The sequence below is a fragment of the Agitococcus lubricus genome, assembly GCF_003051055.1.
GTDB lineage: Bacteria > Pseudomonadota > Gammaproteobacteria > Pseudomonadales > Moraxellaceae > Agitococcus > Agitococcus lubricus.
Genome location: NZ_QAON01000001.1, coordinates 544,116 through 570,807 on the forward strand (window position 1 = coordinate 544,116; position 26,692 = coordinate 570,807).

The following is a 26,692-nucleotide window of genomic DNA, read 5'->3' on the forward strand; positions in this document are numbered from 1 at the left end:
AATCAGAAAAATCAGGAGCACGATTAAACGCGTTAAAGACCATGTTTACCGTGGTAGATGTGTTATATTATTACATTATTTCTGTGGTTCTACCAATCATGACGCCCGATGTTTTTCATCACCATCAGCATGAACAATGTATTCATAGTGCGCTAGAAGCAGCAGAGCGCTTATGTGCCGACCGTAATGTCCGTTTAACCGCTATTCGCAAACGGGTATTGGAGTTGGTATGGGCAAGTCATCAACCACTAGGGGCGTATGCTATTTTAGATAGACTGACCGAAGAAGGGCATAAGCCAGCACCGCCAACGGTATATCGTGCCTTAGATTTTTTATTAGAGCAGGGCTTGGTACACCGTATTGCCTCATTGAATGCGTATTTAGGTTGTACGCATCCACAACAACAGCATTTAGCGTGTTTTTTTCTGTGTCAGCAGTGTGGTAATGCCGAGGAAATGACCGATAGTCATACCTTACAACAAGAAATCAATCGCCATGCCGCGCATGTGGGCTTTAGTATTCGTCAGCCTGTATTAGAGCTAACGGGCGTTTGTCAGCATTGTTTACAGGCCACGACACCATGACCGAGACCCTATTAGCTTTTCAGAATGTCAGTTGGCAGCATGAACAACGCATCATTGTCCGAGACATCGACTTTACGGTACAACGTGGCGAAATTGTGACGCTGATTGGCCCGAATGGTTCGGGAAAGTCCTCATTGGTCAAAATGGCGGTTGGCCTGCTTACTCCGACAGCAGGGGTACGTCAACTGGCGAACAAGGTGCGTATTGGCTATATGCCGCAGGCTTTACGCTTAGACCGTTCATTACCCTTAACTGTGCGTCATTTTTTAGAGTTAGCCTCGCCCAAACCCGCCCCCATTCAGTTATTAATTGCCTTAAATGAAGTTGGTGCAGAGCATTTATTAAACAATTCGGTACACACGCTATCAGGTGGCGAATGGCAACGTATTTTATTGGCCAGAGCCTTACTGAGGCAGCCCGATTTATTGGTCTTAGATGAGCCAATGCAAGGCGTAGATTTGACAGGACAAGAAGAACTCTACCAACTGATTGCGCAATTACCAACGCAGCACCGTTGTGGGGTCTTGATGGTGTCCCATGATTTGCATTTGGTGATGGCTGCGACCGATAAAGTCATCTGTTTGAATGGGCATATTTGTTGTCAGGGACACCCAGAGTCTGTCAGTAACCATCCTGAATATTTACGGTTATTTGGCTTACAAGGCAGTCAGGGTCTAGCAGTTTATAGTCATCATCACGACCATCAACACGATGCGCATGGCTGTGTTACGCCTCACCTTGCACCACGTCTAGATTTGCGTCGGCAGACATTATCCTAAAAGGTACATTTCATGTGGGAGATTCTTTGGCCTGCTTGGTTGGGTGGCGTATTGGTCGCCATGACAGCTGCACCGTTAGGGTGTTTATTAGTGTGGCGGCGGCTGGCTTATTTTGGCGATAGTTTGTCGCACGCGACCCTATTAGGTGTTGCCTTGAGTTTATGGTGGCAAATCCCTGTTTGGGGCGGTATTTTGAGCGTGTGTTTATTATTAGCACTCGCTTTAGCCAGTTTATTGGCAGGCCGACATTTACCGTCAGACGCGATATTATCGTTATTATCTGCAACGACACTCAGTGCAGGCCTGATAGCCATTAGCCAACTGCCGACAGCTCGCGTCGATTTATTGGCCTATTTGTTTGGTGATTTATTGAGCCTCACCGAGGCAGATTTACCGTTATTAGCGGGCATATTGCTCGTTGTGATGGCGGTGATGGCCTATTTTTGGCGTGCTTTAGTGTTAGTGGCGGTAGATGAGGAATTAGCCGCGGTCGAAGGGGTAGCGGTGCTTCGTTTACGCTTGCTATTACTGGTATTATTAGTGCTGGTGATTACCGTCGCCATGAAAGTCGTTGGTAGCTTACTGATTACGGCGTTATTAGTCATTCCAACCTTAGTCGCGCGGCCTTTAACACAGCATCCTACACAGATGGCATTGGTAGCGGCGATGACGGGCAGTGTGGCGGTGAGTGTGGGCTTGGCAGGCAGTTTTTATGGGGATACACCCGTCGGGCCGAGTATTGTGGTTGTAGCGGCATTGCTGTTTGTTGGCGTGCAATTACAGCAAAAATTAAAACGAAATTAGTTTCTGGAGAGCGCACATGGGTGCACAGTGGAAAGCGAAACATAAAGAAGTCGCTGCCAACCTAAAGGGCAAGGTGTTTGGCAAATTGTCTAAAGAAATCATGGTAGCTGCACGTAATGGTGCAGACCCTGCCATGAATCCGCGTTTACGTTTGGCGATTGAACAAGCCAAAAAAGCTTCTATGCCGCGTGACACCTTAGAGCGTGCTATAAAAAAAGGCGCAGGGTTATTGGATGGTGGGGTGAACTTTGAAAAAGTGGTGTATGAAGGCTTTGCTCCACATCGTGTCCCCGTGATTGTTGAGTGTTTAACCGATAACGTCAACCGTACCATTTCGAGTATGCGGGTGTTATTTCGTAAAGGGCAATTAGGCGCGTCAGGTTCGGTGTCATGGGATTTTGACCACCTTGGTATTATTGAAGCCTCAGGCCAAGCCGATGCGGAGTTAGCAGCGATTGAAGCGGGTGCAGAAGATTTTGAAGTAGATGACGAAGGTGAAGTCACGTTTTATACCGCAATGACAGACTTAGACAGTGTGTGTCGTGAGTTGCCACAACACGGTTTTACCGTACAGTCGGCAAAGTTAGGCTATCGCGCCAAGAATCCCGTCAGTTTAGCAGACGCTGAACGGGATGAAGTGATTGCCTTTTTAGAAGCGATGGATGCTGATGACGATGTGCAGCATGTATATGTGGGCTTAGGGGCTTAGTGCGAAAAGTACTTGACCGATAGACATAAGTTAGCGATTATCAAAACAGCTATTTTTTATTGAATGATGACCATGACCTCCGTTTTATTGCGCCTTGTAAATCACAAACGCTGTAACGACAAGCTGCCAGTCGCGGCTGTGTCTGTGTCGTCATTTGCTGCCGCTCGTGCCAAGAAGGCCGCACTCCGCGTCGTGGTGTGGCATGTACTTCTGTTTTGGCGGCCGAAATAGCAGAAATTGCCATCTTCCCAAAAAAGGCCGCTTTTAGCGGCCTTTTTTATTTTCTGTCCCTTTGTTTTGGAGCGCAATCATGGACAACGACCCCCCGCAGATGCACTTAGTCAGTCGTTATGCCTTGCTGGTTTTTATTTGGTCAACTACCCCTTTAGCCGTCGTGTTAAGCATTCGCGAGTTACATCCAATTTGGGCCTTAGCCTTACGTTTTGCCTTAGCCACGCCCTTTGCAACCTTGTGTTTATGGTTGTGCAAAGCACCATTACCACTGACTAAAGCTGCCTTCGTCAGTTATAGCGTTGGCATGTTAAGCCTGTTTGGTGCGATGATTTTTACCTATTTGGGGGCAGTGTATTTGCCATCTAGCTTGATTTCGTTGCTATTTGGCTTAGCGCCTTTGTTTGTGGGGATGTTGGCGCATGGTGTCTTTAAGACGCAAAAACTAGGGGTAAACCAATGGGCGGGACTGATACTGGCATTGTTGGGGTTATGGATGATTTTTGCCCATGACGAGCAGCACGGCACACAGCACTATGCCTTAGGTATTGTTTTGACCTTGTTAGGGGTTTTTTGTTATGTGGCTTCGGTATTTTTATTAAAAAAACAAACCATAGTATTACATCCCTTAGCGCAAACAACAGGCTCTTTATTGTTGTCTAGTGTGGCGATGTTATGTGTTTTACCTTTTTATTGGTCATTTAGACCAACACAGATGCCGTCGGTTGTCACTATCACGGCCTTACTGTACAGTGTGGTGATGGCTTCTGTCGTGGCGATGTTTTGTTATTTTTATTTGGTCAAACAGCTTGCCCCTGCAACCATTTCGTTGACAACGTTACTCACACCAATGTTTGCGCTGTTATGGGGATATTGCTTTAATGACGAGCGATTTAATGGCGATACCGCATGGGGCATGTTGTCTATCATGCTCGGTTTATTGGCGTATTTTGCCAAAGACATAAAGTTATATTTTAACCCTGCAGAGGCTGTAAGTCCTGAATCCAAAAGTGCGCTATAAGCCTAACGGCTATTGACATTAGGCGCATCAGTACCTTGAACATCTAAACAGAATTGCGTACAACACCTTGCCAATAGCGATACGCGTGGCAAGGTGAGTTTGTATCAAATCGATATCAAGGGTCGTCCCCAAATATCTATTTGTAGCGAGAGACAGATGAGGGCAGATAACGTAATCAGGATTTAGGCATTTCACCGAAATTAGCGCGTTTTGTGAACATAAAACCATTACTTCGACTCCGCTCAGTAACCATAAAAACGGTTGAAATGTGAGCAAATAAGCGATAGCCGCGTAAGTCCTATTAATGTGTTTGTGTGGGCGCACGCATCTCAGCATCAGGCATGGGCGGATGAGGGGGATGACGACGTTTGAGCATCTTATCAAATTGTGCCATTTGTTTGTCGTTCAAAATCGTCGCCATTTCTGCGCGTTGGCTTGAACGTAGCTTTTCGACCTCAGCCCGCTCGTTGTCATGTGTTTGCTGATATTGGTCATGGATTTTATCCATCGCGGCGCGATGTTTAGCCATCAGTTTTTCCAGCTTTTCTGTTTGGCTGGCATTGAGTTGTAAATGGCGGCTCAAATCGGCTTGACGAGGACAATCCTGCACTGAGTTGGCTAAGACGGGGCTACTGAGTATTAGCCCTAACATAAAAGTAGGTAGGTATTTAGACATTATCATTTCTCCTATAACCGCATCGAAAAACCAAGTCTTTAGCGTAGATTTGGTGTTGATGAGCACATTATGCGCATTAAATGCGTAGCAAATAAGGACGTATCGTGGAAAGATAAAGCGAGTTTATGCGGCAATGCCTGCGGTTAAACTCGCAATATAACCTGTATTGACGTCACCCGTTACGGTGGTCATTTGATAGCTAACACCATCACTAAAGACATTGTCAGCACTAAAGCTACTAACCGAACTATTTTGGCCATGACTACTGTATAAACTGCTATTGTAAACGGCTTGGCTAATGGCTTGCGGAAAGGCCATTTGTGAGGTAGCAATGGCGGAGACATTTAAGTTATTTGCCAAATACACCTGAAAATGAATATGGGTAATTCGACCTGCATACCAACCAGGATAAATCGTGGTAAAGGTGACTTCGCCATTGTCATCACTGACTTGTACGCCACGTAAAAAACTTTCGTTGGCATGATTGCCGTTTTGGCCAGAGCTATAACCCGAATACGCCCCATCTTTATCACAATGCCAAATATAAACGGCGGTATTGGCTAAGGGACGACAACTGTCATTCACATTGACGATTTTTAATTTCACGGTCAATAACACGCCCGTTCTGTCATCGCGAATATCTTGGCGACGTACGGCCGAATTACTGAGAAACGCTAATAAAGGATAGGGGCCAATGGTTTCGGTGGGAATAATCACGCAATTGCCATTGAGCGTATCCGTTGTTGTCTCGCTGGTCGTGTTGTTAGTAGCGCTATTATTTTGGCTACTGGTATTGTTGCTACTATTGTCACCACCACTGTTGCAACCGATGACACTGAGCGCGGTTAAGGCGCTGAGTCCTCCCAATAGTTGGCGACGATTAAAGCCACGATGTTGAGAAATAGGCGTAGTCATTTTTTAATCCTTATAAAGAAACGGAGGTGAATACGATGTATCCATAACGCTTAGTGTGTATAAGGAATGTGCAAGAAATAAGATGAGAATACGGATAAAACAAGGTTTCGTCTGCAAGGACGATGCAAGTACTTGCTACAATAGGCGGGAGCGCATGTGTCTGATTTGGGTTTATGGTTAGCCGTCATGCGGCTCACACGCCAAGCGTGAATAATGCCTAAAGGCCAGTCCATTCGTATTTATAGCCAACACCATATAAAGAATGAATCAGTTCTTGGTTAGGCAGTATTTGACTGATTTTGCGCCGTATTTTTTTGATATGGCTGTCAATCGTTCTATCAGCAACCACACGATGGTCTTGATAGATAAGGTTCATTAATTGTTCACGATTAAAAATACGCGTTGGATGTTCGACGAGCGTGGCTAATAATAAAAATTCAACAGCCGTTAATTCAAGGTTATGGCCATGTAACCATGCTTGATAACTGGCTCTGTCTAATTTGAGCGGGGAGAGGTGGGTTGTGTTAAGGGCGGGCTGTTGGCAACGACGCAACACGGTTTTCACCCGAGCAACCACTTCGCGTGGGCTAAAGGGTTTGCAAATATAATCATCAGCGCCCAATTCCAAGCCTAATAAACGGTCAATTTCTTCAGTACGTGCGGTTACTAACATAATCGGAATGTTGGCGTTTTGTCGAATTCGTTTGCATAACTCCAGACCAGACACCGCAGGCAACATCACATCCAATAAAATTAAATCGGCATGTTGTTGTGCTAACCACGGTTCAACGGCATCTCCACGACTCAAATGTGTACTCGTCATGCCTTCGTGATGTAAATAGTCTTGTAATAATTGCGCGATTTTATGTTCATCTTCAACCACTAAAATATGACTACTCATCATACCACTCCTAAATCCGCTTAAATGCTAATGTCCAACATAACCCGCCTAAATGGCTATGGCTGGCTTCCAATGAGGCATGATGAGCATCAGCAATGGCTTTGACGATAGACAAGCCTAATCCCGAGCCGCCTGTTTGCTGTTGTCGAGAATGGTCTACCCGAAATAAACGCTCCGTGAGGCGGGGGAGGTCGGCATCACTGACACAAGGGCTAGAATCTTCCCAGATGACGATGAGCTTTTCGCCAACAACCTTGAGTGTGATATGCAGTTGCCCACCTGCATCGGTATAACGTAAGGTGTTTTGTGCCAAATTCTGCCACAGTTGCTTGAGCCGATTATCATCCGCCATGATGATGGCCGACGTGCCTGTCAGTGTGAGTGTTAAGGCTTTGTTGGCAAAGGCGTGACTCATTTGGTCTAAACAATCTTCGAGATGTTCATACACATCTATCGGCTGCCAATGATAAGACAAGGAGCCAGCATCGGCTTGCGATAAAAGATGCAAGTCAGATACCAGTCGTGTTAAACGCTGAATTTCTTGCCATAAGGACTGCAAATAATCAGGTGATGCAGGTCTAATGCCATCACATAAGGCTTCTAACTCGCCTTGTAATATCGTGAGTGGCGTCCGTAATTCATGGGAAATATCAACAATCCAACGCTGCCTATCCTGTTGATGCGCCTCTAGACTTTGCGCGAGACGATTAAAATCAGCCGCTAATTGACTTAATTCATCTTGACCTGTGATGGCTAAACGATGTTGGAATTGGCCTTTTATTAAGTGTTGTGTACCTTGGGTGAGCGGTCGCAAACGGTGGTTGAGCCACTGTGCAATCCCCCATGCCAATAAAATTGACCCACCTAACATCGCCAAGGCAATCAACGCAAAAGTCTGTTGTTGTTGTTGCCTAAACGCCGTATCTAAACTATTACTCAAATCGTGACGTGGTAAATAACTTAGATAGCCAATCAGTTTATCGTTAAGGTGTAAAGGACGACTGACGGCATCGGGCGGGAGTTGTTTGAATCCCATTAAGGGGATGCCTTTTGCATCTAGTACGATAAGACCAAAAAAATAACGCTCATGACGTGGAGGTGGTGGTGGACGCTCTTGCGAATGCCTATGTTCAGACGGTAGCGGTGGCAAACGTAAGCGTTTGAGTCGGTCTTGGCTATAAGTTAGCCCTAACTCTTGTAAGACTTCGGGTTTTTCTTGTAGCCATTGCCAACTACCAAAGCGTTGATAACGACTAATCAAACCTGCGGCTAATTCGTCTTGTTCGGCTAATAATTGTTGTGCCAAATAATTACTAAACCCCCGCTCAAAACTACGGTTATTTTGCCAATACATGACGGATGTCAGCACCATATTGACGGTAATCATGGCAAATAATAATTTGTTGCGTACGCTTAAACCTTGCCACATCACCTAAACCTTGGGCTACTCTATAAATTCTGGTCGATTTTAGCCTTAAATCGTGCAACAAATATGGACTCTATGGCTTTTGCTCAACATTTCAACCAAATAAACTGACCATTTGTAAGGTTACAGGCTTGGCTCTGTGTAGAATTGTGATAGATTTCTAATTATCAAGGGCAACGGTGCGCTATTTACCGACGACTGACGATTACCCCATTGGGTGAGCCGCTCAAATAAAGACTCATCAGCAGAGATAGGCAGACAGTTAGCCTTGATGTACAGTCAAAATAAGCATCACTAGCAAACGGATGAATTTTGGGTAACGCACATATCATGACAACGCTGAGCGATAGTATTCTTGGTTTATCCTTACCAACACGCGACCGTAAAACGCTGAGTTTGGTGCATCATCATAAAGACGCGATGCGGCAATGGGTTCAGTCGTTGCCGATTATGAATGCAGCAGAAAGTGGTAAGCAGTTATATCAAACCATTACCGAGCTCAGCACCCTCGATATTGATGAAGACCTACGTTTTGAGTTGTTAGAAATTATTCAACCCACGATTCATAGTCTGATTAATACCTTAGAAAAGCATTATCAAAATCAGAGTCTTGTATTACCTAAATATGGCCGACGGGTTTATGCCTTAACATGGGCACTACGCAAAACCTTAGCCTTAAATTACAAAGTAGTTGCTATTGAGTCCTTACACAAACTACAAAAGAAAACAGGTTTTTTGAGTTGGGGACGTAAGAATTTACTTAATTTAGCCGCTAGTGCGATTTACCGTGCCCTCACCGAGCTAAGACAACTCCTGTTAGACAGCTTCAGGCAATACGAAGATTTACCGACAGGGATTTGGGCAGATATTCATAAGTTAAGCCGTGTTGCCCAAGCACAAGATTTATGGGACTTAGAACTCAAAGTCTCGGCCACAGAAACCAGTACCATTCGTCAAAGTTATTTACGGGCAGTGTTATTAGCCGCCAGTCAACCCAATAAACTCAGGCCAGTCGAAATAACCCTCATCGAAAAGCATAGCCAGCAGTGGCAAAGTTTGGTCAGTTTATCTACCGATATACAGGGTAGCTTATTGGTCTGTAATTTAGACGATAACCCGCCTTTATATCATCATCGTGCGATTACCGCGTATGACAGTTGGTATATTCAGGTATCTGCGTTGGTGACGGATTTAGAAAAACAAGCACAAGCCGACAGCCCCGTCTTACCTCTCAGTCTGCTCTTACATTTAATCAGAGTGTGGCGGCAGCCTTTACAACGAGATTTTGAACGTACCGCGTGCCATAAACATATTTTGTTGTGTTTAGGCTTGTCATCGGCACACTATTATGCGGGTGGGCAAACCGAATTTAAGACCTTAGTGCGTGGCGAGGAAAAAAAAGACGAAATAGAGCAACCCAAATTTTTGTTTGGTTTAGATGATGGCGAAATATTAGAGGAACAGCCCGATGCATGGCAAATTTGTTATGGCGCTGTCAGTGCCATAGACGAAGAGCCAGAAGACACACCCATGCCCGAAGTACCAAAAATGACCTATATGCCCTATCGTGCAACGGCAATTAACCGTTGCCCCGCAGGTTATGGCTTGCTTTGGCCAGACCAAGTACCCGACTTGTTGCGTGTGGGTGAAATTATTGGCATGAGCGAACAACGTGGCCAAGGGTGGGGGATTGGTATTTTGCATTGGCTAAAGCAAACAGCACAACAGCAAGTGGAGTTAGGTGTGGAGTTATTGGCAGCTCAACCTAAACCCTGTGGGGTCTGTTTAATGAAAAACGGCCATGTGGCCAGCGAATACATGCGTGGATTTTTGATTCCTGAAATGCGCATATTAGAGCGGCCTGCATCGATTATTGTGCCTAATGCGGGCTTAGTTTCTGGCAGTACCATTGGCGTGAGTTTGAATGGCCAACAAGTACAAATGCAATTAACACACTTGCTATTAGCTACCCAAAGTATCTATCAATTTGAGTTTGCCATTATCAATACCGAATTACCACCTGTCGATGACGGTTTAGGTAATTTAGATGAGGTAGATGTAGACGATTTGTGGGCTAAGCTCTAACGAGGGTGTTGCTGTAGAGCTTGCACAAGCAATATGGGTCTAGTCGCTAAGTGCGTAACCTAAAATTACTGGGTGTTTCGCCCGTCCATTTTTTGAAGGCACGGGTAAAGTTTGCAGGGTCGGTATAACCCAAACGCTGTGCGATTTGTTCAATGGTGAGCGGTGTGGTTTGGATTAACTGAATCGCATCGCGCTTACGTGCCTCATCTAACAAGTGTTGAAAGCCTAAGCCATATTCTTGTAAGCGCCGTTTTAAGGTACGTGATGACACACACAGGCGTTCAGCGACTTGCTCTAAATTGGGGTAGTGGCCTTGTTGATGATTTAATAACGCACGGACTTGGCTAGGTATATCATGGCTCATATCCATTAAGGCTAATTCGCGTTCGCATTGTTCGGCAGCGAGTTTGGCTGCTACAGGGTCTGCCATGATTAAGGCTTGTTGTAAGTAGTGCTTAGGAAACCGAAGTTGATTGGCAGGTCGATTAAAATAAACAGGCGGCACACGGTCTTTAATGTGAGCATAATAATCGGGTTCGGGAAAATCAAAATAAATCTTCCCGTCATATAAACTGTTGCCAGTAATAAAGCTGCCTGCACGCGCTAAGCTGAGCAGTAAACTTTCAAACACAAACTGCCGTAATAAGCCCACAGGGTAGTTAGCGGTTGCCTCAACAACGGCTTCATCACCTTCAATAAAATAATGAAAACGCATGAGAACTGTACGTAAACGGACAAATCGTTGTGCGAGTTTGATAGCCTCTTCGAGGTTGGCACAACTCATCACCCCGTAGCCCAAAAAGCCGTGTGAGGTGACAGGCGTGCGTAGCCCCATTTCATAGCCTAAACTGGCGTCCTTACTCAAATAAAAACTATTAAGCACAATAAACAAAAATTGTGCAGGACTAATACGTTGTTCTGGTTGGTCAAACAGGCTCTCTTGTAAGTTTGAGCCAGCTAACACGACATGACGACTAAAACCGCGCTCCGCCATAATATCTAATAGCAAACGTGGGTAAGCGATGGGGACAACGGCTTTGTTAGGGTCTAAATCATGTTTCATGGGCAATGTCATTCACAACAGAAAATGAGGCCGACTGATAGTGCCACAAAAAAGACTGTTATGGCGCGAATCGTGAGGTATTCATGCCGTTCACTACGTAAATTTGACAATATTGACGATATTCTCCTGTGGTTGTGGATGCTCAGCCTGCATCACCGCGTCGGCACGATTTTCGTGATAGCCACAACTCACACATTCAATCCATTCTTGGTCATTAATGGCATCTTTACACCAACGAATCACATCTTGTTTCTGACACTGTTTACAGGTTGCGCCTGCAATAAAACGTTTTTTTATCATCAATAACACCTCATGATTTTCAGGATGCTCAGTTGCGATAACAGCCGTTGAACGCTAAGTAAGTCCTCAGCGCGTTAAGTCTAGTCCGATAATGAGGATGGCGTTATGGGAAGTCAGCCGAGTCAACGCTGTGCAAAACAGTGACACATTCGCAGAAGCTGTGCTTCAGCCCAGCTTCGTTTCTAACCACAATCAAACGCCCAACATAAACTAAGCCTGCTCTAAACCGCTGTGGCGTAGTAATGCATCGATATTGGGTTCGCGGCCTCTAAATGCAATAAATAAATCTAAAGCGGGTTGGCTACCACCTTTAGCTAAAATAGTTTCACGGAACGCTGCCCCTGTCTGTGCATTAAAAATCCCTTCTTGCTCAAAACGAGAAAAGGCATCGCTCGATAATACTTCTGCCCACTTATAGCTATAGTAACCTGCAGCGTAACCACCTGCAAAAATATGGCTAAAACTGTGTTGGAAACGATTAAAGGGAGGGGGAATTAGCACACTCACGTCAGCGCGTACGGCATCAAGTTCAGCCTGAATTTGTGCAGCAGTGAGTGGCGCTTGACTATGAATGCGTAAGTCGAAGAGAGCAAATTCTAATTGGCGTAGGGTTTGTAGACCCGACTGAAAGTTTTTGGCTGCCAATAAACTATTGAGTAAGGCTTTAGGCAGGGCTTCTTGGCTATCAATATGTCGAGTCATCAAGGCGAGTGCTTCTTCTTCCCAACACCAATGTTCCATAAACTGGCTTGGTAACTCGACGGCATCCCATGCGACGCCATGAATGCCGCCAACGGCACTGATATTGACTTCGGTCAGCATGTGGTGCAAACCATGACCAAACTCATGGAAGAGGGTAATGACTTCTTCATGTGTCAGTAGAGCAGGTTGTTGACCAACAGGCGGCGTAAAATTACAGGTTAAAAAAGCGATGGGCAATTGCTCACGGCCATCGGCTAATTGACGACGTGAACGGCAGTTACTCATCCATGCACCGCCCCGTTTGTTGGCGCGTGCATAAGGGTCTAGGTAGAAACTGGCAATAGTGCGCCCTTGTTCGCTAATTTCGTAATAGCTGACCCCCTCTGCCCAGACTTCTGTGTCTTTGGCGTAAATTTGAATGCCATAGAGCTTTTCGACAATGGCAAATAAGCCTGTTATTACCTGTGGAGCAGGAAAATAAGCGCGTAGGGTTGCCTGCGATAAATTCAGCTTTTGTTGTTTAATTTTTTCGGAAATATAGCCAATATCCCACGGCTTGACGGTGTCAATACCCAGTGTTTGGCCATAGGCTTGTACTTCGGCAAGGTCTTGTTGAGCAGCAGGTTTAGCACGCTGGGCAAGGGTTTGCAAAAACGCCATGACCACATCAACCGAAGCGGCCATTTTAGGGACTAAAGACAATTCGGCATAATGTGCATAACCTAAAAGTTGTGCTTGCTCATAACGTAAAGCCAGTATCTCACTCATTAATGCGGAGTTATCAAACTGACCCTCAGCACTCAATTCGGAGGCGCGGGTAACATAGGCACGATAAACGGTTTCACGCAGTGTACGGTCGTCGGCATAGGTCATGACCGCCAAATAAGCAGGTGCATCCAGCGTCACAATGTAGCCTTCAAGTCCACGTTGTTGCGCTAATTGTGCTAACAATGCACGTTGTGCCTCAGGAATACCTTGCATTTCTGCCGTGCTCAACGATTTATGCCATGCTTGTGTGGCATCTAATAAATTATCGGCAAATTTGGCAGAGAGTGCGGATAGCCGTTCTTCAATCGCGGCAAAGCGCTGTTTTTCTGTCGGGGCTAAGGCGACCCCACTTAAACGAAAGTCGCGCAAAGCATTACGTACGGCTTGTTGTTGGGCAATACTCAAGGTCTCAAAGTCAGGACTATCGGCAATACTTTGATAGGCCTGAAAAAGTGCCGTGTTTTGTCCTAGCTCGGTGTAATATGCCGAAATCAAGGCTAAACAGTGGTTATAAGCATCACGCCAAGCAGGACTATTGGTTACGGCGTTTAAGTGGCTAATAATTGACCATGCCCTGCTCAAATTGTCATCTAATTCCTCTAACTTAGCCGCTAAAGATGACCATGTGGGTGTATGTTGTGTCGCCAGTCTCGCAATGTGTGTACGATTATCGTCAATTAATTGCTGAATGGTGGGTTGAGCGAGTTCAGGTGTGATTTGGCTAAAAGCGGGTAAGTGCGTATTTATAAGTAAAGGATTAGACATAAGATTTACCGTCTACAATAAATGGGATAAAGCATCTCAGCATGCCGTATTTAGGACTTAGCTTAAACAGTTCAATCCCTAAGTAAAAGAGACGATTGTTGCTTTGTTGATACCAACAAAGTGCCGTATATCGACTCAAACAGAAGACATAGCTTTAGGCGGTCTATTTTTTATGCCAAACCCAATAAATGACTCTTTTGAATCGCTCGTGGGTGTTGCCAAAAAATCGCTAACACCACTCAAAATGCTTGCACTTTATTGGTGCGATTTTTGGCAAAAATAGGGCAAAAAAGTTGGCAAAACTTTTGCATCAATCCCTTTTAAGTGTGAAGAGTCAGCCAACGCTGTTGTCCTGCTATTCACTGTCTATGCTGTTATGGGCAGATTACGTGTTTATTGACACCATAACGTAGACATACTCAGTCCAAGATTTGCACTAAAACAGAGCGCGTTACGCCTTATGATGACTGGCTACTCACAATAATCATAGGACAGTATAAAGGGCGATGGTCTGACTGAGTAATGCACATTTTTGCCAATGATGATGACGACATAAAAGGGGAGTAACTCAAGATGGCCTGTCACAATATTGTTGTTTCTGAAAATAACTATGGCTATTTTCCAAACCCAACACACTATGACGAGATGATGAGTCAAGGTGAAAATCGTCCACATTATCAACAGATTGCCCAATGGTTAGCGCAAACGCCTTTGGAGCAAATGTTAAAAAACAGGCAACAAGCCGACACCTTGTTCCGCCAACAAGGTATTACCTTTACCGTCTATGGCGACACAGCAGGCACCGAGCGTTTGATTCCTTTTGACATGATTCCGCGTGTGATTCCACATCACGAATGGCAAATCATGGCCAAAGGCTGTGAGCAACGGGTGTTAGCCTTAAATGCGTTTTTGCATGATGTTTACCATGAACAACACATTATTAAAGCAGGCATTATTCCGCGTGAGCAAATATTAGGCAATGAACATTATCAAGCGGCCATGATTGGTCTGACCTTGCCGAATAAAATTTATGCGCATATTGCAGGTATTGATTTAGTGCGTCATAGCGATGGCCGTTATTATGTGTTGGAAGATAATTTACGCACGCCGTCAGGTGTGTCCTATATGCTCGAAAATCGAAAAATGACCGAGCGATTATTTCCTGACTTAATGGCCAAACATAAGGTCTTACCTGTTAATCAATATCCTGATTATCTGAAGCAAACGTTATTGGAGGCTGCGCCGCAAGGGACACCGACCATTGCCATTTTAACACCTGGTCGTTTTAATAGTGCCTTTTTTGAGCATGCCTTTTTAGCCCGTTCTATGGGCGTAAATTTGGTCAGTGGCAGCGATTTAGTGGTCAAAGATGACATTGTATACATGAAAACTATCAACGGTTTAGAGCGTGTTGATGTCATTTATCGCCGTTTAGATGATGCGTTTATTGACCCCTTAGCCTTTAATCCCAATTCGATGTTAGGTGTGGCTGGTTTAATGTCTGCTTATAAAGCAGGGAATGTAATTTTAGCCAATGCCGTTGGTACGGGTGTCGCAGATGACAAATCTATCTATCCCTATGTGCCTGATATGATTCGTTTTTATCTGAGTGAAGAACCTATACTAGAAAATGTACCGACATGGCAATGTCGTAAACCTGCCGATTTAAGCCATGTGTTGGCTAATTTACCTGAGTTGGTGGTCAAAGAAGCGCAAGGTTCGGGCGGATATGGCATGTTAATTGGCCCAGCAGCCACACAAGCCGAATTAGAGGAGTTTAGAGCGAAGCTCATAGCCACCCCAGAGGCCTATATTGCGCAACCCACCCTCGCGCTTTCTACCTGCCCAACCTTTGTCGCCGCAGGTATCGCACCCCGACACATTGATTTGCGTCCTTTTGTGTTATCGGGTAAAACGACACGCTTAGTGGCAGGTGGATTAACACGCGTCGCCCTAAAAGCAGGCTCCTTAGTGGTTAATTCATCGCAAGGGGGTGGAACTAAAGATACGTGGGTGTTAGCGGAGGCGGAATAAATTATGTTGCTACTTTCGACAGCGGCAGATTTGTATTGGTTAGGTCGTTATTTTAGTCGTAGCCAAGCATTAGTCGATTTACTATTAGATTGCTTAAAAAACCCAAGCATTGAGAGTTTGGGCATTCCGCTCAGTATTACAGGCACATGGCAGAATTTTTATCAGCAATACATGACACTTAGTCCAGAAGCATTGGCTGAATTTTTTATCACGGCCAATAATCCCACCAGCTTAAGTGCCTGTTTAGAAGCGACGCGTGCAGATGCACAAGCGACACGTGGACGGATTAGTGATGAATTATGGGTGGCGATTAATAGTCTATGGTTATCATGGCAGGAACGTTCGCGCATGATAGGGGTTTATAGCGACCATGTTGCCCTCTATAAAAGTTTGCAACAAGACTTAAGTGCGATAGACCACATGATTGCCCAAACACAAGACCAGCAAGCACAGCGTCTGATGTTAATTGGGTTATATGTTGAGCAGCTAGACCATGCCTTTAGAAAATTAGCCACCCCTGATGCTAAAGCCCCGTCTAAAACCGAGGTGCAAACAGCAGCAGCCAGTTTGGCGCAGCAGTTAATGGGCTTAGATGGCTTAATTTGGCATAATGCCCAGCAGGCGGGTCAGGATTTATTGTCAGTGACACAACTGTTACCCGAACAAAAAGAGCTGACGCGTGCCAAAGAAGCACAACTGTGTTTACAAGGCCTAACCCATTGTTTGACCGATGTATTTGCCACTTAACGCGTTATCGCAGACCCCTTTTGCCAACGGCAGAAGGGGAAATATCTATATAAAACCCTATAATGACCGTATCCAAACATCTTCGTAGCCACAATATAAAGGTGTCTTGGCTTCTTATGTCTCACTAATTGTTAGGAAACTACAATGACCTATTGTGTTGCCATGCGTTTGAACGAAGGCTTAGTTCTCGTCAGTGATTCACGTACCAATGCGGGCGTAGACCACATTGCCGTTTTTAGAAAATTACATATTTTTGGTATTGACCATGAGCGTGTATTAGTCATTCAAAGTGCAGGAAATTTAGCGACCTCGCAAGCCGTTATTACCTTGTTACGTCAGCGTATTAAACAAGACGAAGGACGGCACTTACATAATGTGGGTTCTTTGTTTGAGGCGGCGAGCTTGGTAGGCGATACCTTACGTGATGTGCTAAAAAAATATAAAGAGCAAGACATGGACTTTTCCTGTTCCTTATTGTTGGCGGGACAAATTAAGGGTGAAGAGCCGCAGTTATATAACATCTATCCGCAAGGGAATTTTATTGTATCTACCGAAGATACGCCGTATTTTCAAATTGGTGAAAGTAAATACGGTAAGCCCATTTTAGACCGTGCCTTAGACTATAAGACCTCTATCGAAAAAGCCTTACGTTGTGCGCTGATTTCTTTTGATTCAACTATTCGTAGTAATTTGTCGGTAGGTACACCCTTAGATTTATTGGTGTATAAAAAAGACAGTTTGTTAGTCCCTTCAGGGCGGCGTTTACACGATGATGACCCATATTGGCACATGATTCGTACCCATTGGTCAGAAGGCTTAAAAGCGACTTTAGCCAGTTTGCCGCCACCGCCAGATAATTATTGGGCGTAAACCCTGATTAGGCTATATACGAGATAGGCCATCAGTGACTCAGCCTTAGACGGTGATGACACTGACCAACCCCCTCAATTCACGGAGGGGGCTATATGAGCATATTTAACTATTCATAGCGTAGGCAAATAAATTTTGCCATCACGTAGGGGAGGACACCAATAATAAGCCCCCGTGGTCGGTTGAGTAAATTTGAACAGCGCATCACTGATGCCATCTTCAAGGCCTACCATGCGTCTAAGTTGTTGGCTAAAGGCTTGTAACGAGTGACCAAAGGCGACAAACATGAGACCGCCATTTACCCCTGTTGCCCATGTCATAGACCGTCTTAACAGAAAGGCTTCAGGACTAAAACTTTCTTGAGCTGTACGCTTCACATGCGCTGATTCGGGGGCATCGTCAAGCTCTTCATTATCGCGACGGCGACGACCCATCATATTATCTTGTTCATTCTCATCATAAGTGGCAAAAGTCGACATACTGTGCTGCCACTGTTGAACTGCGACAAAACTACTGCCTGTTAAGACACTGTCTGGTTCGTTGACAAAAGCGGCACGGACAGCCTCATCGCCTTGTGGGTTTTCTGTTCCATCTTCATAACCTGTTAAGTCGCGGCCACCTAAGTGGCAAAATCCTTCAACAATGTCTACACACACAAAAGCAGGGGCTAATAAGCGAGTCAGATGTTGGCTACTTAACAATAACTCCCCTCTATCATCACCGCGCAACCACAACCATAAGTCATGGGGAGTAGAAGGGATATGAATGCCCATATGGGTGTAGCTAGGAAAATTGGGCAGTTTGGGGCTGTTAATTGCTAAGCGTTGCAGTAACGATTTACCCAAACCTAAGACAATCTGTTCCCCGTCTACTAAAGCACACAGTTGTGCGAATACGGTGTGAATATCGGCGCTGGGTAAGGCGTTAAAACTTAAATAACGAGCCGCTTGCGGCAGGCTGGCTAAAATACCGCGTTGATAGGTCATGGTATGTTTCCTAATGAGTCGTAAGCGTTGAGCAGTCACGGCGTAAGGGACAAGATTCGCCAATAGGCAAGGTTAATAAGCGTTGTTTGAGTTGTTGTAAATTGGCAATACGTTGGTCAATCAGGGCAATTTTGTTGTCAATAAAGGTACTCACTAATTCGCTGGCTAATGTCCCTCCCATGAGCATGGGCGTAATATCGGCTATCTCGCGTAAAGAAAAGCCTAACTCTTGGGCTAATTTAATAAAATGAATGGTATCAACCGTTTGCTTACTGTAAGACTTGTAACCGTTCTCTTGTTTATGACTACGAATCAAGCCCTGTTTTTCGTAAAAGCGGATGGTATCACGGCTAACCATTGTCGCTTGCGCAAGTTGTCCAATTAACATCGTGTCTCTCCCTCAAAAAGTACTTGACCTTGGAGTTTAGTCCATCGTTTAGGCTTTGTCTTGTATCTATTGTTGATGAGGAAAACATGATGAATACGATTTTAGTCACGGGTGGGCATGGGTTTATTGGTCGCTTTTTAGTTGCTGCGTTATTGGCCAAAGGCGAAACGGTGATTGTGATGTTGCGGCAACCTGAAAGCCAATTACCCACCTTAAAAGCATGGTTAACCACTTACGGTGTCAATTCACAACGGTTAAGCGCGATTTATGCTGACCTTAGCCAAGCAAATGCAGGGGTGAGTGAGGAAGATTGGCAAAAACTGGCAGAGATTACCGTATTATATCACACCGCAGCGTTGTTTGCATGGCAGTTAAGTGCCATACAAGCGCGGCAAATTAATGTCACTGCAGTCGTGGATTTGTTGGCATTATTGAGTGCACGCACACCGTTAAGGCATGTCATACAATTGTCAGGTTATATGGTGAGTTTACCCAATAATTTAGCAGCATTGGGCATTAACGCAGGCGAGCATCATGATTGGTTGAGTTTGTATCGTCAATTAGGCGCGTATGAGGCCTCTAAAATTGAGGCACATTTTGCCATTAAAAAACAATGTCAACAAAAAGGTTTGTTATGTACGGTGATTCATCCCGCAACCGTGATAGGACATAGTCAAACGGGCGAGTTAGCAGCGCATCAGCCTTTTTATCACACTTTAGTAGACTTGAAAGCGGGTAAATTCATCGCGGTACCCGCAGGGCAGGGCTATAGATTACCCTTAGTCAGCGTTGATTATGTGGTAGATTTTTTAGCGCATGTGTTAGACGTACCGCATGCGGCAGGTCAAGAGTATGTCTTGGCTGACAATACAACGCCTGACCTGAGACAGGTATTAACATATTGTGCGCCAATGTTAGCTGTTTCTGCGCCCCGTTGGCAGCTACCAGTGCCTTTATTGCAGTTTATTGCCAAATACCGACGTTTGGCAGCTTGTCTCGGTTTAAGTGCCGAACAATTACATTTTTTACGCACAGAGTCTTTAGATACGGCGTCTGCCGATGCGGTAGCGCAACAGTTGGGCTTGTCACACCCTCCCTTAGCAGCGGTATTAGTCAAAACGGCGGCTTATGTGCAACATCAGTCTCATAATGAGGTGTTGATGACTTAATCCTTATGTTAGGAAAAAACTATCAGTCTCAAAACAAGGACGTTACAAATAATGGGGGCGGCTGGCATGTTGCCTATGAATCGCGTTAGGCATAAAACGATATTCACGTAGGGCACAAGCCTTGACAATTCAATGGGCAAGGCTTGTTATGTCATATAGGACTGTTTTTGGCGTAATCCATCGAGAAAGGACTACTTTTTCATTCCTGCTTTAGCAAACAAATCGGCCATTGTGCCTGACTTCGCAGGCGTTGAGCTTTTGCCTTTAGTGTTGCTAGGTGCAGGACTATTAAACGAACGTTGGTTAGTGACTTTAGGTTCAGCACGCGACGTTGTTTGTGCCGCAGCTTTGTCGTTTAAGCGGCGTGTTAACGCAATCCGTTTACGTGCCACATCCACTTCAATCACTTTCACTTTGACAATATCGCCTGCTTTGACCACCGCATGAGGGTCTTTGACAAAATTTTCTGACAACATCGAAATATGTACTAAGCCATCTTGATGTACGCCAATATCGACAAACGCACCAAAATTCGTGACATTAGTGACCACACCTTCTAACACCATACCTACCACCAAGTCTTTAATGTCGGTGACACCTTCCATAAACTGTGGTGCAACAAACGCAGGTCGTGGGTCACGCGCTGGTTTTTCTAATTCTTGTAAAATATCTTGAATCGTGGGTAAACCAAAACGCTCATCAATATAGTCTTGAGCTTTAATGGAGCGGACTTTTTCGCTATTGCCCATTAAATCGCTCATTGTTAAGCCTTTGTTACGCAAAATCTTTTCTACCACAGGATAGGCTTCAGGATGGACACTAGAGCTATCTAAGGGATTATCTCCCCCTAAAATTCGCAAAAATCCTGCCGCTTGTTCAAAGGTTTTTGCGCCTAAGCGTGGCACTTTTTTCAGATTCTCACGATTGGCAAATGCACCATGTTCATTTCTAAAATTCACCAAGTTTTGGGCAATGGTTTTATTTAAACCTGCAATACGGGTTAATAAGGCCACTGATGCCGTATTCACATCAACACCCACCGCATTAACACAGTCTTCCACCACCGCATCCAAACCACGCGCCAACTGAGGCTGATTAACATCATGCTGATATTGACCAACGCCAATCGCTTTAGGTTCAATTTTGACTAATTCGGCTAAAGGGTCTTGCAAACGACGGGCAATCGACACCGCGCCCCGATACGAGACATCTAAATCAGGAAACTCCTCGGCGGCCAATGCTGATGCAGAATACACTGATGCCCCTGCTTCACTGACGACAATTTTGGTTAATTTTAATTCGCTGTGTTTTTTAATCAGTTCGGCAGCTAATTGGTCAGTCTCTCGTGATGCAGTACCGTTACCAATAGCAATTAACTCCACTTGATGTTGGGCGCATAATTTGGCTAAAACCGCTAAAGACTCATGCCATTCGTTTTTGGGTTGATGGGGGAAAATAGCGGTATACGCGACTAATTTGCCTGTTTTATCAACAATGGCAACTTTTACACCTGTGCGTAAACCGGGGTCTAAACCCATAGTTGCCCGTTGACCCGCAGGGGCAGCCATTAACAAGTTTTTCAAATTTTGACCAAAGACATGAATCGCTTCGCCATCGGCTTGATTTTTTAATTCGGTGACAAAGCTACTTTCTAAATGTGGCTGTAATTTAATACGCCACGTCCATCTTACCACTTCTTGCAACCAATTATCAGCAGCACGTTGTTGTTGGCGAATATCAAATTGATTGGCAATTACGCCCTCGCAGGGATGCGGCATGGTGCTATCAAGATTAGGCAAATTCACGGTGACGGTTAAAAAGCCTTCATTACGACCACGAAACACTGCTAATGCACGATGCGAAGGAATAGTGCTGAGTGCTTCACTAAAATCAAAATAGTCTTTAAATTTAGCCGCTTCTTGTTCTTTGCCATCCACTAACTTGCTAATAACATGTGCTTGTTGATAAAAATAGGGGCGAATTTTGGCTAATAGCTCAGCATCTTCGGCAAAACGCTCCATTAAAATATATTTTGCACCTTCTAATACCGCTTTAGAGTCGGCATAGCCTTCACAAATAAAGCTTTCGGCAGTAGCTTGTGGATTTAGACTGGGATTTGCCAATAATTGCTCAGCCAAAGGCAACAATCCTGCGGCAATCGCCATTTGACCTTTGGTGGTCTTTTTGGGTTTATAGGGTAAATATAAATCTTCCAAAATGGCTTTGGTTTCCGCTGCCAACAATTTTGCATTGAGTTCGGGCGTTAATTTGCCTTGTTCGTTGACGCTATTAATAATGGTTTGGCGACGGTCTTCCAACTCACGCAAATACAGCAAACGCTCTTCTAAAAAACGTAATTGGGTGTCGTCTAAGCCTTGAGTGACTTCTTTACGATAACGCGCAATAAACGGTACGGTTGCGCCACCGTCTAATAATTGAATAGCAGCTTCAACTTGTTCGGCTTTAACAGCCAGCTCTTGGGCAATTTTTTGGCTAAAAAGATTCATTATTAACATATATCCATGAAGTAAACTGAGCGGCATTATAACGAGCAATGATGACGAAAACAGTGTCACTTGACTGTTTTCTTTAGGCGCAATCGCTATTTCAATTTCCCCTCACCCCACATCTTTTTAAAAGGCTAAAATTGAGACTATAACGATGAAATTCCGCTCCTCGGAGGGGCTAGGGGTGGGTTAAAACAGCTACTAAAAGCCTAGTTTTTAGCCCTAACACACCCCTAAATCCCCTCTCAAGAGGGGACTTACTCTCATTTTTATAGTCTTTTAATGCCCAAAATAATTGTGTAGATACCTATCCACAATATTTAAAGAGAGGCCGTTAAAATCAGGAAAAATGACACAAGCAGCTCAAATTTGACTCTAAAATGAATTTGTCACAAAAATGGCAATTGACTAAACCGCAAAAGACAGGCATTTATTCGCCATTCTTTTAATAATTGATAGGAAAAAACCATGAAAACAAGAGCCGCCGTGGCATGGCAAGCAGGTCAACCCTTAACCATTGAAGAGGTCGAATTACAAGGACCAAAAGCAGGTGAAGTCTTAGTTGAAATTAAAGCCACAGGCATTTGTCATACCGATTATTACACGTTATCAGGTGCAGATCCTGAAGGTTTATTTCCTGCCATTTTAGGCCATGAAGGTGCTGGAGTGGTGGTTGAAGTAGGTGCAGGCGTAAAATCCTTACAAGCTGGCGACCACGTTATTCCTTTATATACACCTGAATGTCGCCAATGTAAGTTTTGTTTATCGCAAAAAACCAATCTTTGCCAAGCGATTCGTAGCACACAAGGTCGAGGTTTAATGCCTGATGCCACCAGCCGCTTTTCGCTCAACGGTAAACCTATTTTGCATTATATGGGCACATCCACCTTCTCTAATTATATTGTTGTTCCCGAAATCGCCCTTGCCAAAATTCGCTCCGATGCGCCATTTGATAAAGTTTGTTATATCGGTTGTGGCGTCACCACAGGCTTAGGCGCAGTATTATTTACCGCCAAAGTCGAAGCAGGCGCAAATGTCGTAGTCTTTGGTTTGGGGGGTATTGGCCTGAATGTCATTCAGGGTGCAAAAATGGTGGGTGCAGGCAAAATTATTGGTGTCGATATTAACCCTGCGCGTCAAGAACTCGCTCGTCAGTTTGGTATGACCCATTTTATCAATCCCAATGACGTTGAAAATGTGGTGGATACCATTATTCAACTTACTGACGGTGGTGCAGATTATAGCTTTGAATGTATTGGCAATACCAAAGTGATGCGCCAAGCCCTAGAGTGCTGCCATAAAGGTTGGGGGCAAAGCATTATTATTGGTGTGGCAGAAGCAGGTGCAGAAATTAGCACTCGTCCTTTCCAATTAGTGACAGGTCGAGTGTGGAAAGGCTCAGCATTTGGCGGTGCGCGTGGTCGTACTGATGTGCCTAAAATTGTCGATTGGTATATGGAAGGCAAAATTAATATTGATTCTTTAATCACTCACACCTTAAAACTCGAAGACATTAACGAAGGCTTTAGATTGATGAAAGCAGGTGAATCGATTCGCTCGGTAGTGGTGTTTTAATGATGACGGCTTTTGAAACACGCAGCACACACGCCTGCTTTGGTGGTGTGCAAGGTTTTTATCAACATCAATCTAGCGTTATCGGTTTGCCAATGCGCTTTGCGGTGTATCAGCCACCACAAGCACAACAGGGCAAAGTGCCTGTGTTGTTTTATTTAGCAGGTTTAACCTGTAACGAAGAAACCTTTGCCATTAAAGCAGGCGCACAACGCTTGGCAGCCGACTATGGGCTGATGATTGTCACGATGGACACCAGTCCACGCGGTGCAGGCATTACAGGCGAAGCCGATGCGTGGGATTTTGGTGTGGGTGCTGGCTTTTATGTTGATGCGACACAAGAGCCATGGTCAAAAAATTACCGCATGGAAAGTTATGTCACGCAAGAATTGCGTGAGTTAATTCTTAGGCATTTTCCTGCGGATGACAGCAAAGTGGGTATTTTCGGTCACTCAATGGGTGGACATGGGGCATTGGTGTTGGCCTTACGCCATCCCGAATTATATCAGTCGGTATCAGCCTTTGCGCCAATTGCTGCACCGAGCCAATGCCCTTGGGGACAAAAAGCCTTTAGTCATTATTTGGGTGATAATCAACAAACATGGCGAGCTTATGATGCAACAGCGTTAATTGAAGATGGCAAAAAAGCGCCACCCATTTTGATTGACCAAGGTTTAAACGATCAATTTCTGGCTAATCAACTGTATCCTGAGTTATTGGAAGCTGCCTGTCAGCAACATGGTCAATCACTCAACTTACGCCGACATGAAAATTATGACCACGGTTATTATTTTATTAGTAGCTTTATGGCTGACCATTTAGCACATCATGTGCGGTGTTTGATGGTTTAGATTTTTTAGGATGGGTTGACGAAGGAAACCCATTATTTTAGGTTTGAAAAAGTCTGTTGGTTATTAGGAAGTAAAATCATAACCTATTGATTATTATTGTTTTGACTATACGCATCCTGCACTTGCTTGCTACAAATTTTTATCTGATATGTCGCGAGGTTGTTGAAGCCTTAATACCAAACGAAGGCATAATTTGTTTTAATATATAAGGCGAGAGGGAGTTAGGGGTGTTTAAAAAGTTATTAGTCGTTGTTATATCATTTCTGTTGTTTGGATGTATTGGTGCAGATATAACGATTGTGAGACCAATAAAAAAAGGCTATTTCTTGGATGGTACTCGTCTTTATTATCAGGATGTTGATGATACAAACAATCTAGTTGCAGAGTCTTGTATTAGTTCAATGTTCAATTTTGAGCAAAATAAAGCGAAAGACCCAAATCAACCCGCAATTGTACTGAAAAAACACTTTAGCACGAATAGTGTACTCGATAATTCTCGTGTTGTTAAAACATATAGAAAACTTTCAAATCGGTTGTTTGTTTGGCAAGGTGTATTTATTGACGCTACTATTCTACCATTTAGAGTTCCTTTTGCTGTGCCATATGGAATAAGAAAAATAGAATTGGGTTTGACCAACGATCAGTTAACGAGTGTGAAAGAGTTAACGGATATTGATGGGAAGTCTATTGGTTTTTTTTATGGTTATTTGAATGAAGCAGGAAACTCATATTACGGATCTTGGTTTATGAAAAAGCATCCCGCTCAAAAATATCCTAGAGATAGATTTGGTGTAGGAATAGATGGTCATTCTATTAATGATATTGCAAAATTATATTTTGATTGTGATTGGAAGATTAAAAAATAAATCAGACTCGAGTTATGGGCTTCGTCCCTTAACCCACAACTACAAGATTAGAGTCGAAATTGATTAGGACTTACGCATTTCACTGAAATTAGCGCGTTTTGTGAGCCAAAAATCGCTAAAAGCGATTATTTAGTGAGCAAATAAGCGATAACCGCGTAAGTCCTATTGATAAGATCATAGAATTGGCTTCAACACACTCCAATTTAGCTGATCTATTGGCTTAGTTAAGAATGCTTCAGATCGGCTGCCTGATATACCGCATCATTTTCACGCTTACCAACAGCAATCACTAAGACCACCACTTGATCATCAATCACTTCATATACCAAACGATAACCAATACTTCGCAATTTGATTTTATAACGATTCGGATGTCCCGAAAGCTTATTTTTTGGCACTTTCGGGTTATCCAACACTTTCTCTAATTTCTTTTTTAGCGGTTGTTTAACGCTCAAATTTAGCTTATTCCACTCAGCTAAGGCTTCTTCTAAAAACTCTAATTTATAAGTCATCTATATTTACTCGAATGCGCTTTTGATTCGCACGAGCATCTGCAATTTTATTGAGTTCTAAGTCTTCTAATTGCTCAAGCATTTTTTCGTACAACTCAGCAGGAATACAATAAAAAGCAGGCGTATTACGATTAAGAATCGCAACAGCTTCTCCCTTTCCTGCTAATACTGTATCCATAGGACTTTTTTTAAGCTCTGTAATACTTGCAGTCATTCGTGCATGAATTAGTTGAGTCATTATTAAGCCTCTAAATAGTTAATAGATTGTAGGTTTTATTGATGTTTACTCAATATAGCACACCACAAAGCACTTTTAAAAGTGCTTTTAAAGACGCTTTTACTCTATATCAAACTTAAAATCTTATTCTCGAATAATAGAAAAAATCTATTTTGCCAACTAATTCGCTACTAACAAAAAAACTCGTTTACAATGTCATCCATATTTTCATTCTAAAAAACTC

25 protein-coding genes are annotated in these 26,692 nt (G+C 43.9%); 13 read left to right on the forward strand and 12 right to left on the reverse strand.

The window, feature by feature from the left end; translation table 11 throughout:
- The first annotated feature begins 41 nt into the window (after positions 1 to 41).
- The 5 genes from C8N29_RS02265 (at position 42) to C8N29_RS02285 (ending at position 4,128) form a co-directional block, all read left to right on the forward strand.
- Positions 42 to 584: a transcriptional repressor gene (locus C8N29_RS02265; protein ID WP_275656192.1), complete on the forward strand. Its 543-nt coding sequence runs from the start codon at positions 42 to 44 to the stop codon at positions 582 to 584.
- Positions 581 to 1,363: a zinc ABC transporter ATP-binding protein ZnuC gene (gene znuC / locus C8N29_RS02270; protein ID WP_107864396.1), complete on the forward strand. Its 783-nt coding sequence runs from the start codon at positions 581 to 583 to the stop codon at positions 1,361 to 1,363. The genes C8N29_RS02265 and znuC overlap by 4 nt, the downstream gene beginning before the upstream one ends.
- 12 nt (positions 1,364 to 1,375) lie before the next feature.
- Complete coding sequence (locus C8N29_RS02275) at positions 1,376 to 2,167, forward strand: iron chelate uptake ABC transporter family permease subunit (protein WP_107864397.1); 792 nt, start codon at positions 1,376 to 1,378, stop codon at positions 2,165 to 2,167.
- Positions 2,168 to 2,183: 16 nt separating this feature from the next.
- A complete protein-coding gene (locus tag C8N29_RS02280; RefSeq protein ID WP_107864398.1) occupies positions 2,184 to 2,876 on the forward strand; it encodes a YebC/PmpR family DNA-binding transcriptional regulator in 693 nt (230 codons plus the stop codon).
- A gap of 310 nt (positions 2,877 to 3,186) precedes the next feature.
- Complete coding sequence (locus C8N29_RS02285; RefSeq protein WP_107864399.1) at positions 3,187 to 4,128, forward strand: DMT family transporter; 942 nt, start codon at positions 3,187 to 3,189, stop codon at positions 4,126 to 4,128.
- A 301-nt stretch (positions 4,129 to 4,429) separates the two neighbouring features.
- Here C8N29_RS02285 and C8N29_RS02290 read toward each other — a convergent pair whose 3' ends face one another.
- The 4 genes from C8N29_RS02290 to C8N29_RS02305 form a co-directional block, all read right to left on the reverse strand.
- Positions 4,430 to 4,804, reverse strand: a complete 375-nt coding sequence (locus C8N29_RS02290) for a hypothetical protein (protein ID WP_146164408.1) — start codon at positions 4,802 to 4,804, stop codon at positions 4,430 to 4,432.
- Between the two features lie 123 nt (positions 4,805 to 4,927).
- Positions 4,928 to 5,719 (reverse strand): intradiol ring-cleavage dioxygenase, encoded by a 792-nt coding sequence (locus C8N29_RS02295; protein WP_107864401.1) that lies wholly within the window; start codon positions 5,717 to 5,719, stop codon positions 4,928 to 4,930.
- A 217-nt stretch (positions 5,720 to 5,936) separates the two neighbouring features.
- On the reverse strand, positions 5,937 to 6,623 hold the full coding sequence (locus tag C8N29_RS02300) for a response regulator (protein WP_239986937.1): 687 nt from the start codon (positions 6,621 to 6,623) through the stop codon (positions 5,937 to 5,939).
- Positions 6,624 to 6,630: 7 nt separating this feature from the next.
- Positions 6,631 to 8,049, reverse strand: coding sequence for an ATP-binding protein (locus tag C8N29_RS02305; RefSeq protein WP_107864403.1), 1,419 nt, complete (start codon positions 8,047 to 8,049; stop codon positions 6,631 to 6,633).
- Between the two features lie 327 nt (positions 8,050 to 8,376).
- Between C8N29_RS02305 and C8N29_RS02310 the strand changes: the two genes are divergently transcribed.
- Complete coding sequence (locus C8N29_RS02310) at positions 8,377 to 10,131, forward strand: hypothetical protein (protein WP_107864404.1); 1,755 nt, start codon at positions 8,377 to 8,379, stop codon at positions 10,129 to 10,131.
- Between the two features lie 46 nt (positions 10,132 to 10,177).
- Here the strand turns inward: C8N29_RS02310 and C8N29_RS02315 are convergent, their stop codons facing one another.
- The 3 genes from C8N29_RS02315 to C8N29_RS02325 all read right to left on the reverse strand — a co-directional run bounded on the left by C8N29_RS02315 (position 10,178) and on the right by C8N29_RS02325 (position 13,729).
- Positions 10,178 to 11,194, reverse strand: coding sequence for an AraC family transcriptional regulator (locus C8N29_RS02315; RefSeq protein ID WP_170106854.1), 1,017 nt, complete (start codon positions 11,192 to 11,194; stop codon positions 10,178 to 10,180).
- Positions 11,195 to 11,287: 93 nt separating this feature from the next.
- Positions 11,288 to 11,494 carry a YheV family putative zinc ribbon protein gene (locus C8N29_RS02320; protein WP_239986938.1) on the reverse strand — a complete coding sequence of 69 codons (207 nt, stop codon included), beginning with the start codon at positions 11,492 to 11,494 and terminating at the stop codon, positions 11,288 to 11,290.
- 210 nt (positions 11,495 to 11,704) lie between these two features.
- The gene (locus C8N29_RS02325) at positions 11,705 to 13,729 is read right to left on the reverse strand and encodes a M3 family metallopeptidase (protein WP_107864407.1); all 2,025 of its coding nucleotides are present in this window, start codon (positions 13,727 to 13,729) and stop codon (positions 11,705 to 11,707) included.
- A 573-nt stretch (positions 13,730 to 14,302) separates the two neighbouring features.
- On the opposite strand from C8N29_RS02325, the gene C8N29_RS02330 reads away from it, so the two are divergent.
- From C8N29_RS02330 to C8N29_RS02340, 3 genes are all read left to right on the forward strand, one after another.
- Entirely contained in the window at positions 14,303 to 15,763 is a 1,461-nt protein-coding gene (locus tag C8N29_RS02330) for a circularly permuted type 2 ATP-grasp protein (RefSeq protein ID WP_107864408.1), read from the forward strand.
- Positions 15,764 to 15,766: 3 nt separating this feature from the next.
- On the forward strand, positions 15,767 to 16,510 hold the full coding sequence (locus C8N29_RS02335; RefSeq protein WP_107864409.1) for an alpha-E domain-containing protein: 744 nt from the start codon (positions 15,767 to 15,769) through the stop codon (positions 16,508 to 16,510).
- Between the two features lie 144 nt (positions 16,511 to 16,654).
- Positions 16,655 to 17,380 carry a proteasome-type protease gene (locus tag C8N29_RS02340; RefSeq protein WP_107864410.1) on the forward strand — a complete coding sequence of 242 codons (726 nt, stop codon included), beginning with the start codon at positions 16,655 to 16,657 and terminating at the stop codon, positions 17,378 to 17,380.
- 113 nt (positions 17,381 to 17,493) lie between these two features.
- Here C8N29_RS02340 and C8N29_RS02345 read toward each other — a convergent pair whose 3' ends face one another.
- The gene (locus C8N29_RS02345) at positions 17,494 to 18,366 is read right to left on the reverse strand and encodes a Dyp-type peroxidase (RefSeq protein WP_107864411.1); all 873 of its coding nucleotides are present in this window, start codon (positions 18,364 to 18,366) and stop codon (positions 17,494 to 17,496) included.
- Between the two features lie 10 nt (positions 18,367 to 18,376).
- Entirely contained in the window at positions 18,377 to 18,754 is a 378-nt protein-coding gene (locus tag C8N29_RS02350) for a MerR family transcriptional regulator (RefSeq protein WP_107864412.1), read from the reverse strand.
- 86 nt (positions 18,755 to 18,840) lie between these two features.
- Here C8N29_RS02350 and C8N29_RS02355 point away from each other — a divergent pair, with 86 nt between their 5' ends.
- Positions 18,841 to 19,923: an SDR family oxidoreductase gene (locus C8N29_RS02355; protein ID WP_107864413.1), complete on the forward strand. Its 1,083-nt coding sequence runs from the start codon at positions 18,841 to 18,843 to the stop codon at positions 19,921 to 19,923.
- A 191-nt stretch (positions 19,924 to 20,114) separates the two neighbouring features.
- On the opposite strand, the gene C8N29_RS02360 is transcribed toward C8N29_RS02355, so the two are convergent.
- On the reverse strand, positions 20,115 to 22,430 hold the full coding sequence (locus tag C8N29_RS02360) for a Tex family protein (protein WP_107864414.1): 2,316 nt from the start codon (positions 22,428 to 22,430) through the stop codon (positions 20,115 to 20,117).
- Between the two features lie 468 nt (positions 22,431 to 22,898).
- On the opposite strand from C8N29_RS02360, the gene C8N29_RS02365 reads away from it, so the two are divergent.
- The 3 genes from C8N29_RS02365 (at position 22,899) to C8N29_RS02375 (ending at position 25,719) form a co-directional block, all read left to right on the forward strand.
- Complete coding sequence (locus C8N29_RS02365) at positions 22,899 to 24,005, forward strand: S-(hydroxymethyl)glutathione dehydrogenase/class III alcohol dehydrogenase (RefSeq protein WP_107864415.1); 1,107 nt, start codon at positions 22,899 to 22,901, stop codon at positions 24,003 to 24,005.
- Positions 24,005 to 24,853 carry an S-formylglutathione hydrolase gene (gene fghA / locus C8N29_RS02370; protein WP_275656193.1) on the forward strand — a complete coding sequence of 283 codons (849 nt, stop codon included), beginning with the start codon at positions 24,005 to 24,007 and terminating at the stop codon, positions 24,851 to 24,853. The genes C8N29_RS02365 and fghA overlap by 1 nt, the downstream gene beginning before the upstream one ends.
- A 227-nt stretch (positions 24,854 to 25,080) precedes the next feature.
- Positions 25,081 to 25,719 carry a hypothetical protein gene (locus C8N29_RS02375; protein ID WP_107864417.1) on the forward strand — a complete coding sequence of 213 codons (639 nt, stop codon included), beginning with the start codon at positions 25,081 to 25,083 and terminating at the stop codon, positions 25,717 to 25,719.
- A 224-nt stretch (positions 25,720 to 25,943) separates the two neighbouring features.
- Here C8N29_RS02375 and C8N29_RS02380 read toward each other — a convergent pair whose 3' ends face one another.
- Both C8N29_RS02380 and C8N29_RS02385 read right to left on the reverse strand, forming a co-directional pair.
- The gene (locus tag C8N29_RS02380; protein WP_107864418.1) at positions 25,944 to 26,231 is read right to left on the reverse strand and encodes a type II toxin-antitoxin system RelE family toxin; all 288 of its coding nucleotides are present in this window, start codon (positions 26,229 to 26,231) and stop codon (positions 25,944 to 25,946) included.
- Positions 26,221 to 26,469 (reverse strand): type II toxin-antitoxin system Phd/YefM family antitoxin, encoded by a 249-nt coding sequence (locus C8N29_RS02385; RefSeq protein WP_107864419.1) that lies wholly within the window; start codon positions 26,467 to 26,469, stop codon positions 26,221 to 26,223. Before C8N29_RS02385 ends, C8N29_RS02380 begins: the two co-directional genes overlap by 11 nt.
- Positions 26,470 to 26,692: the final 223 nt, after the last annotated feature.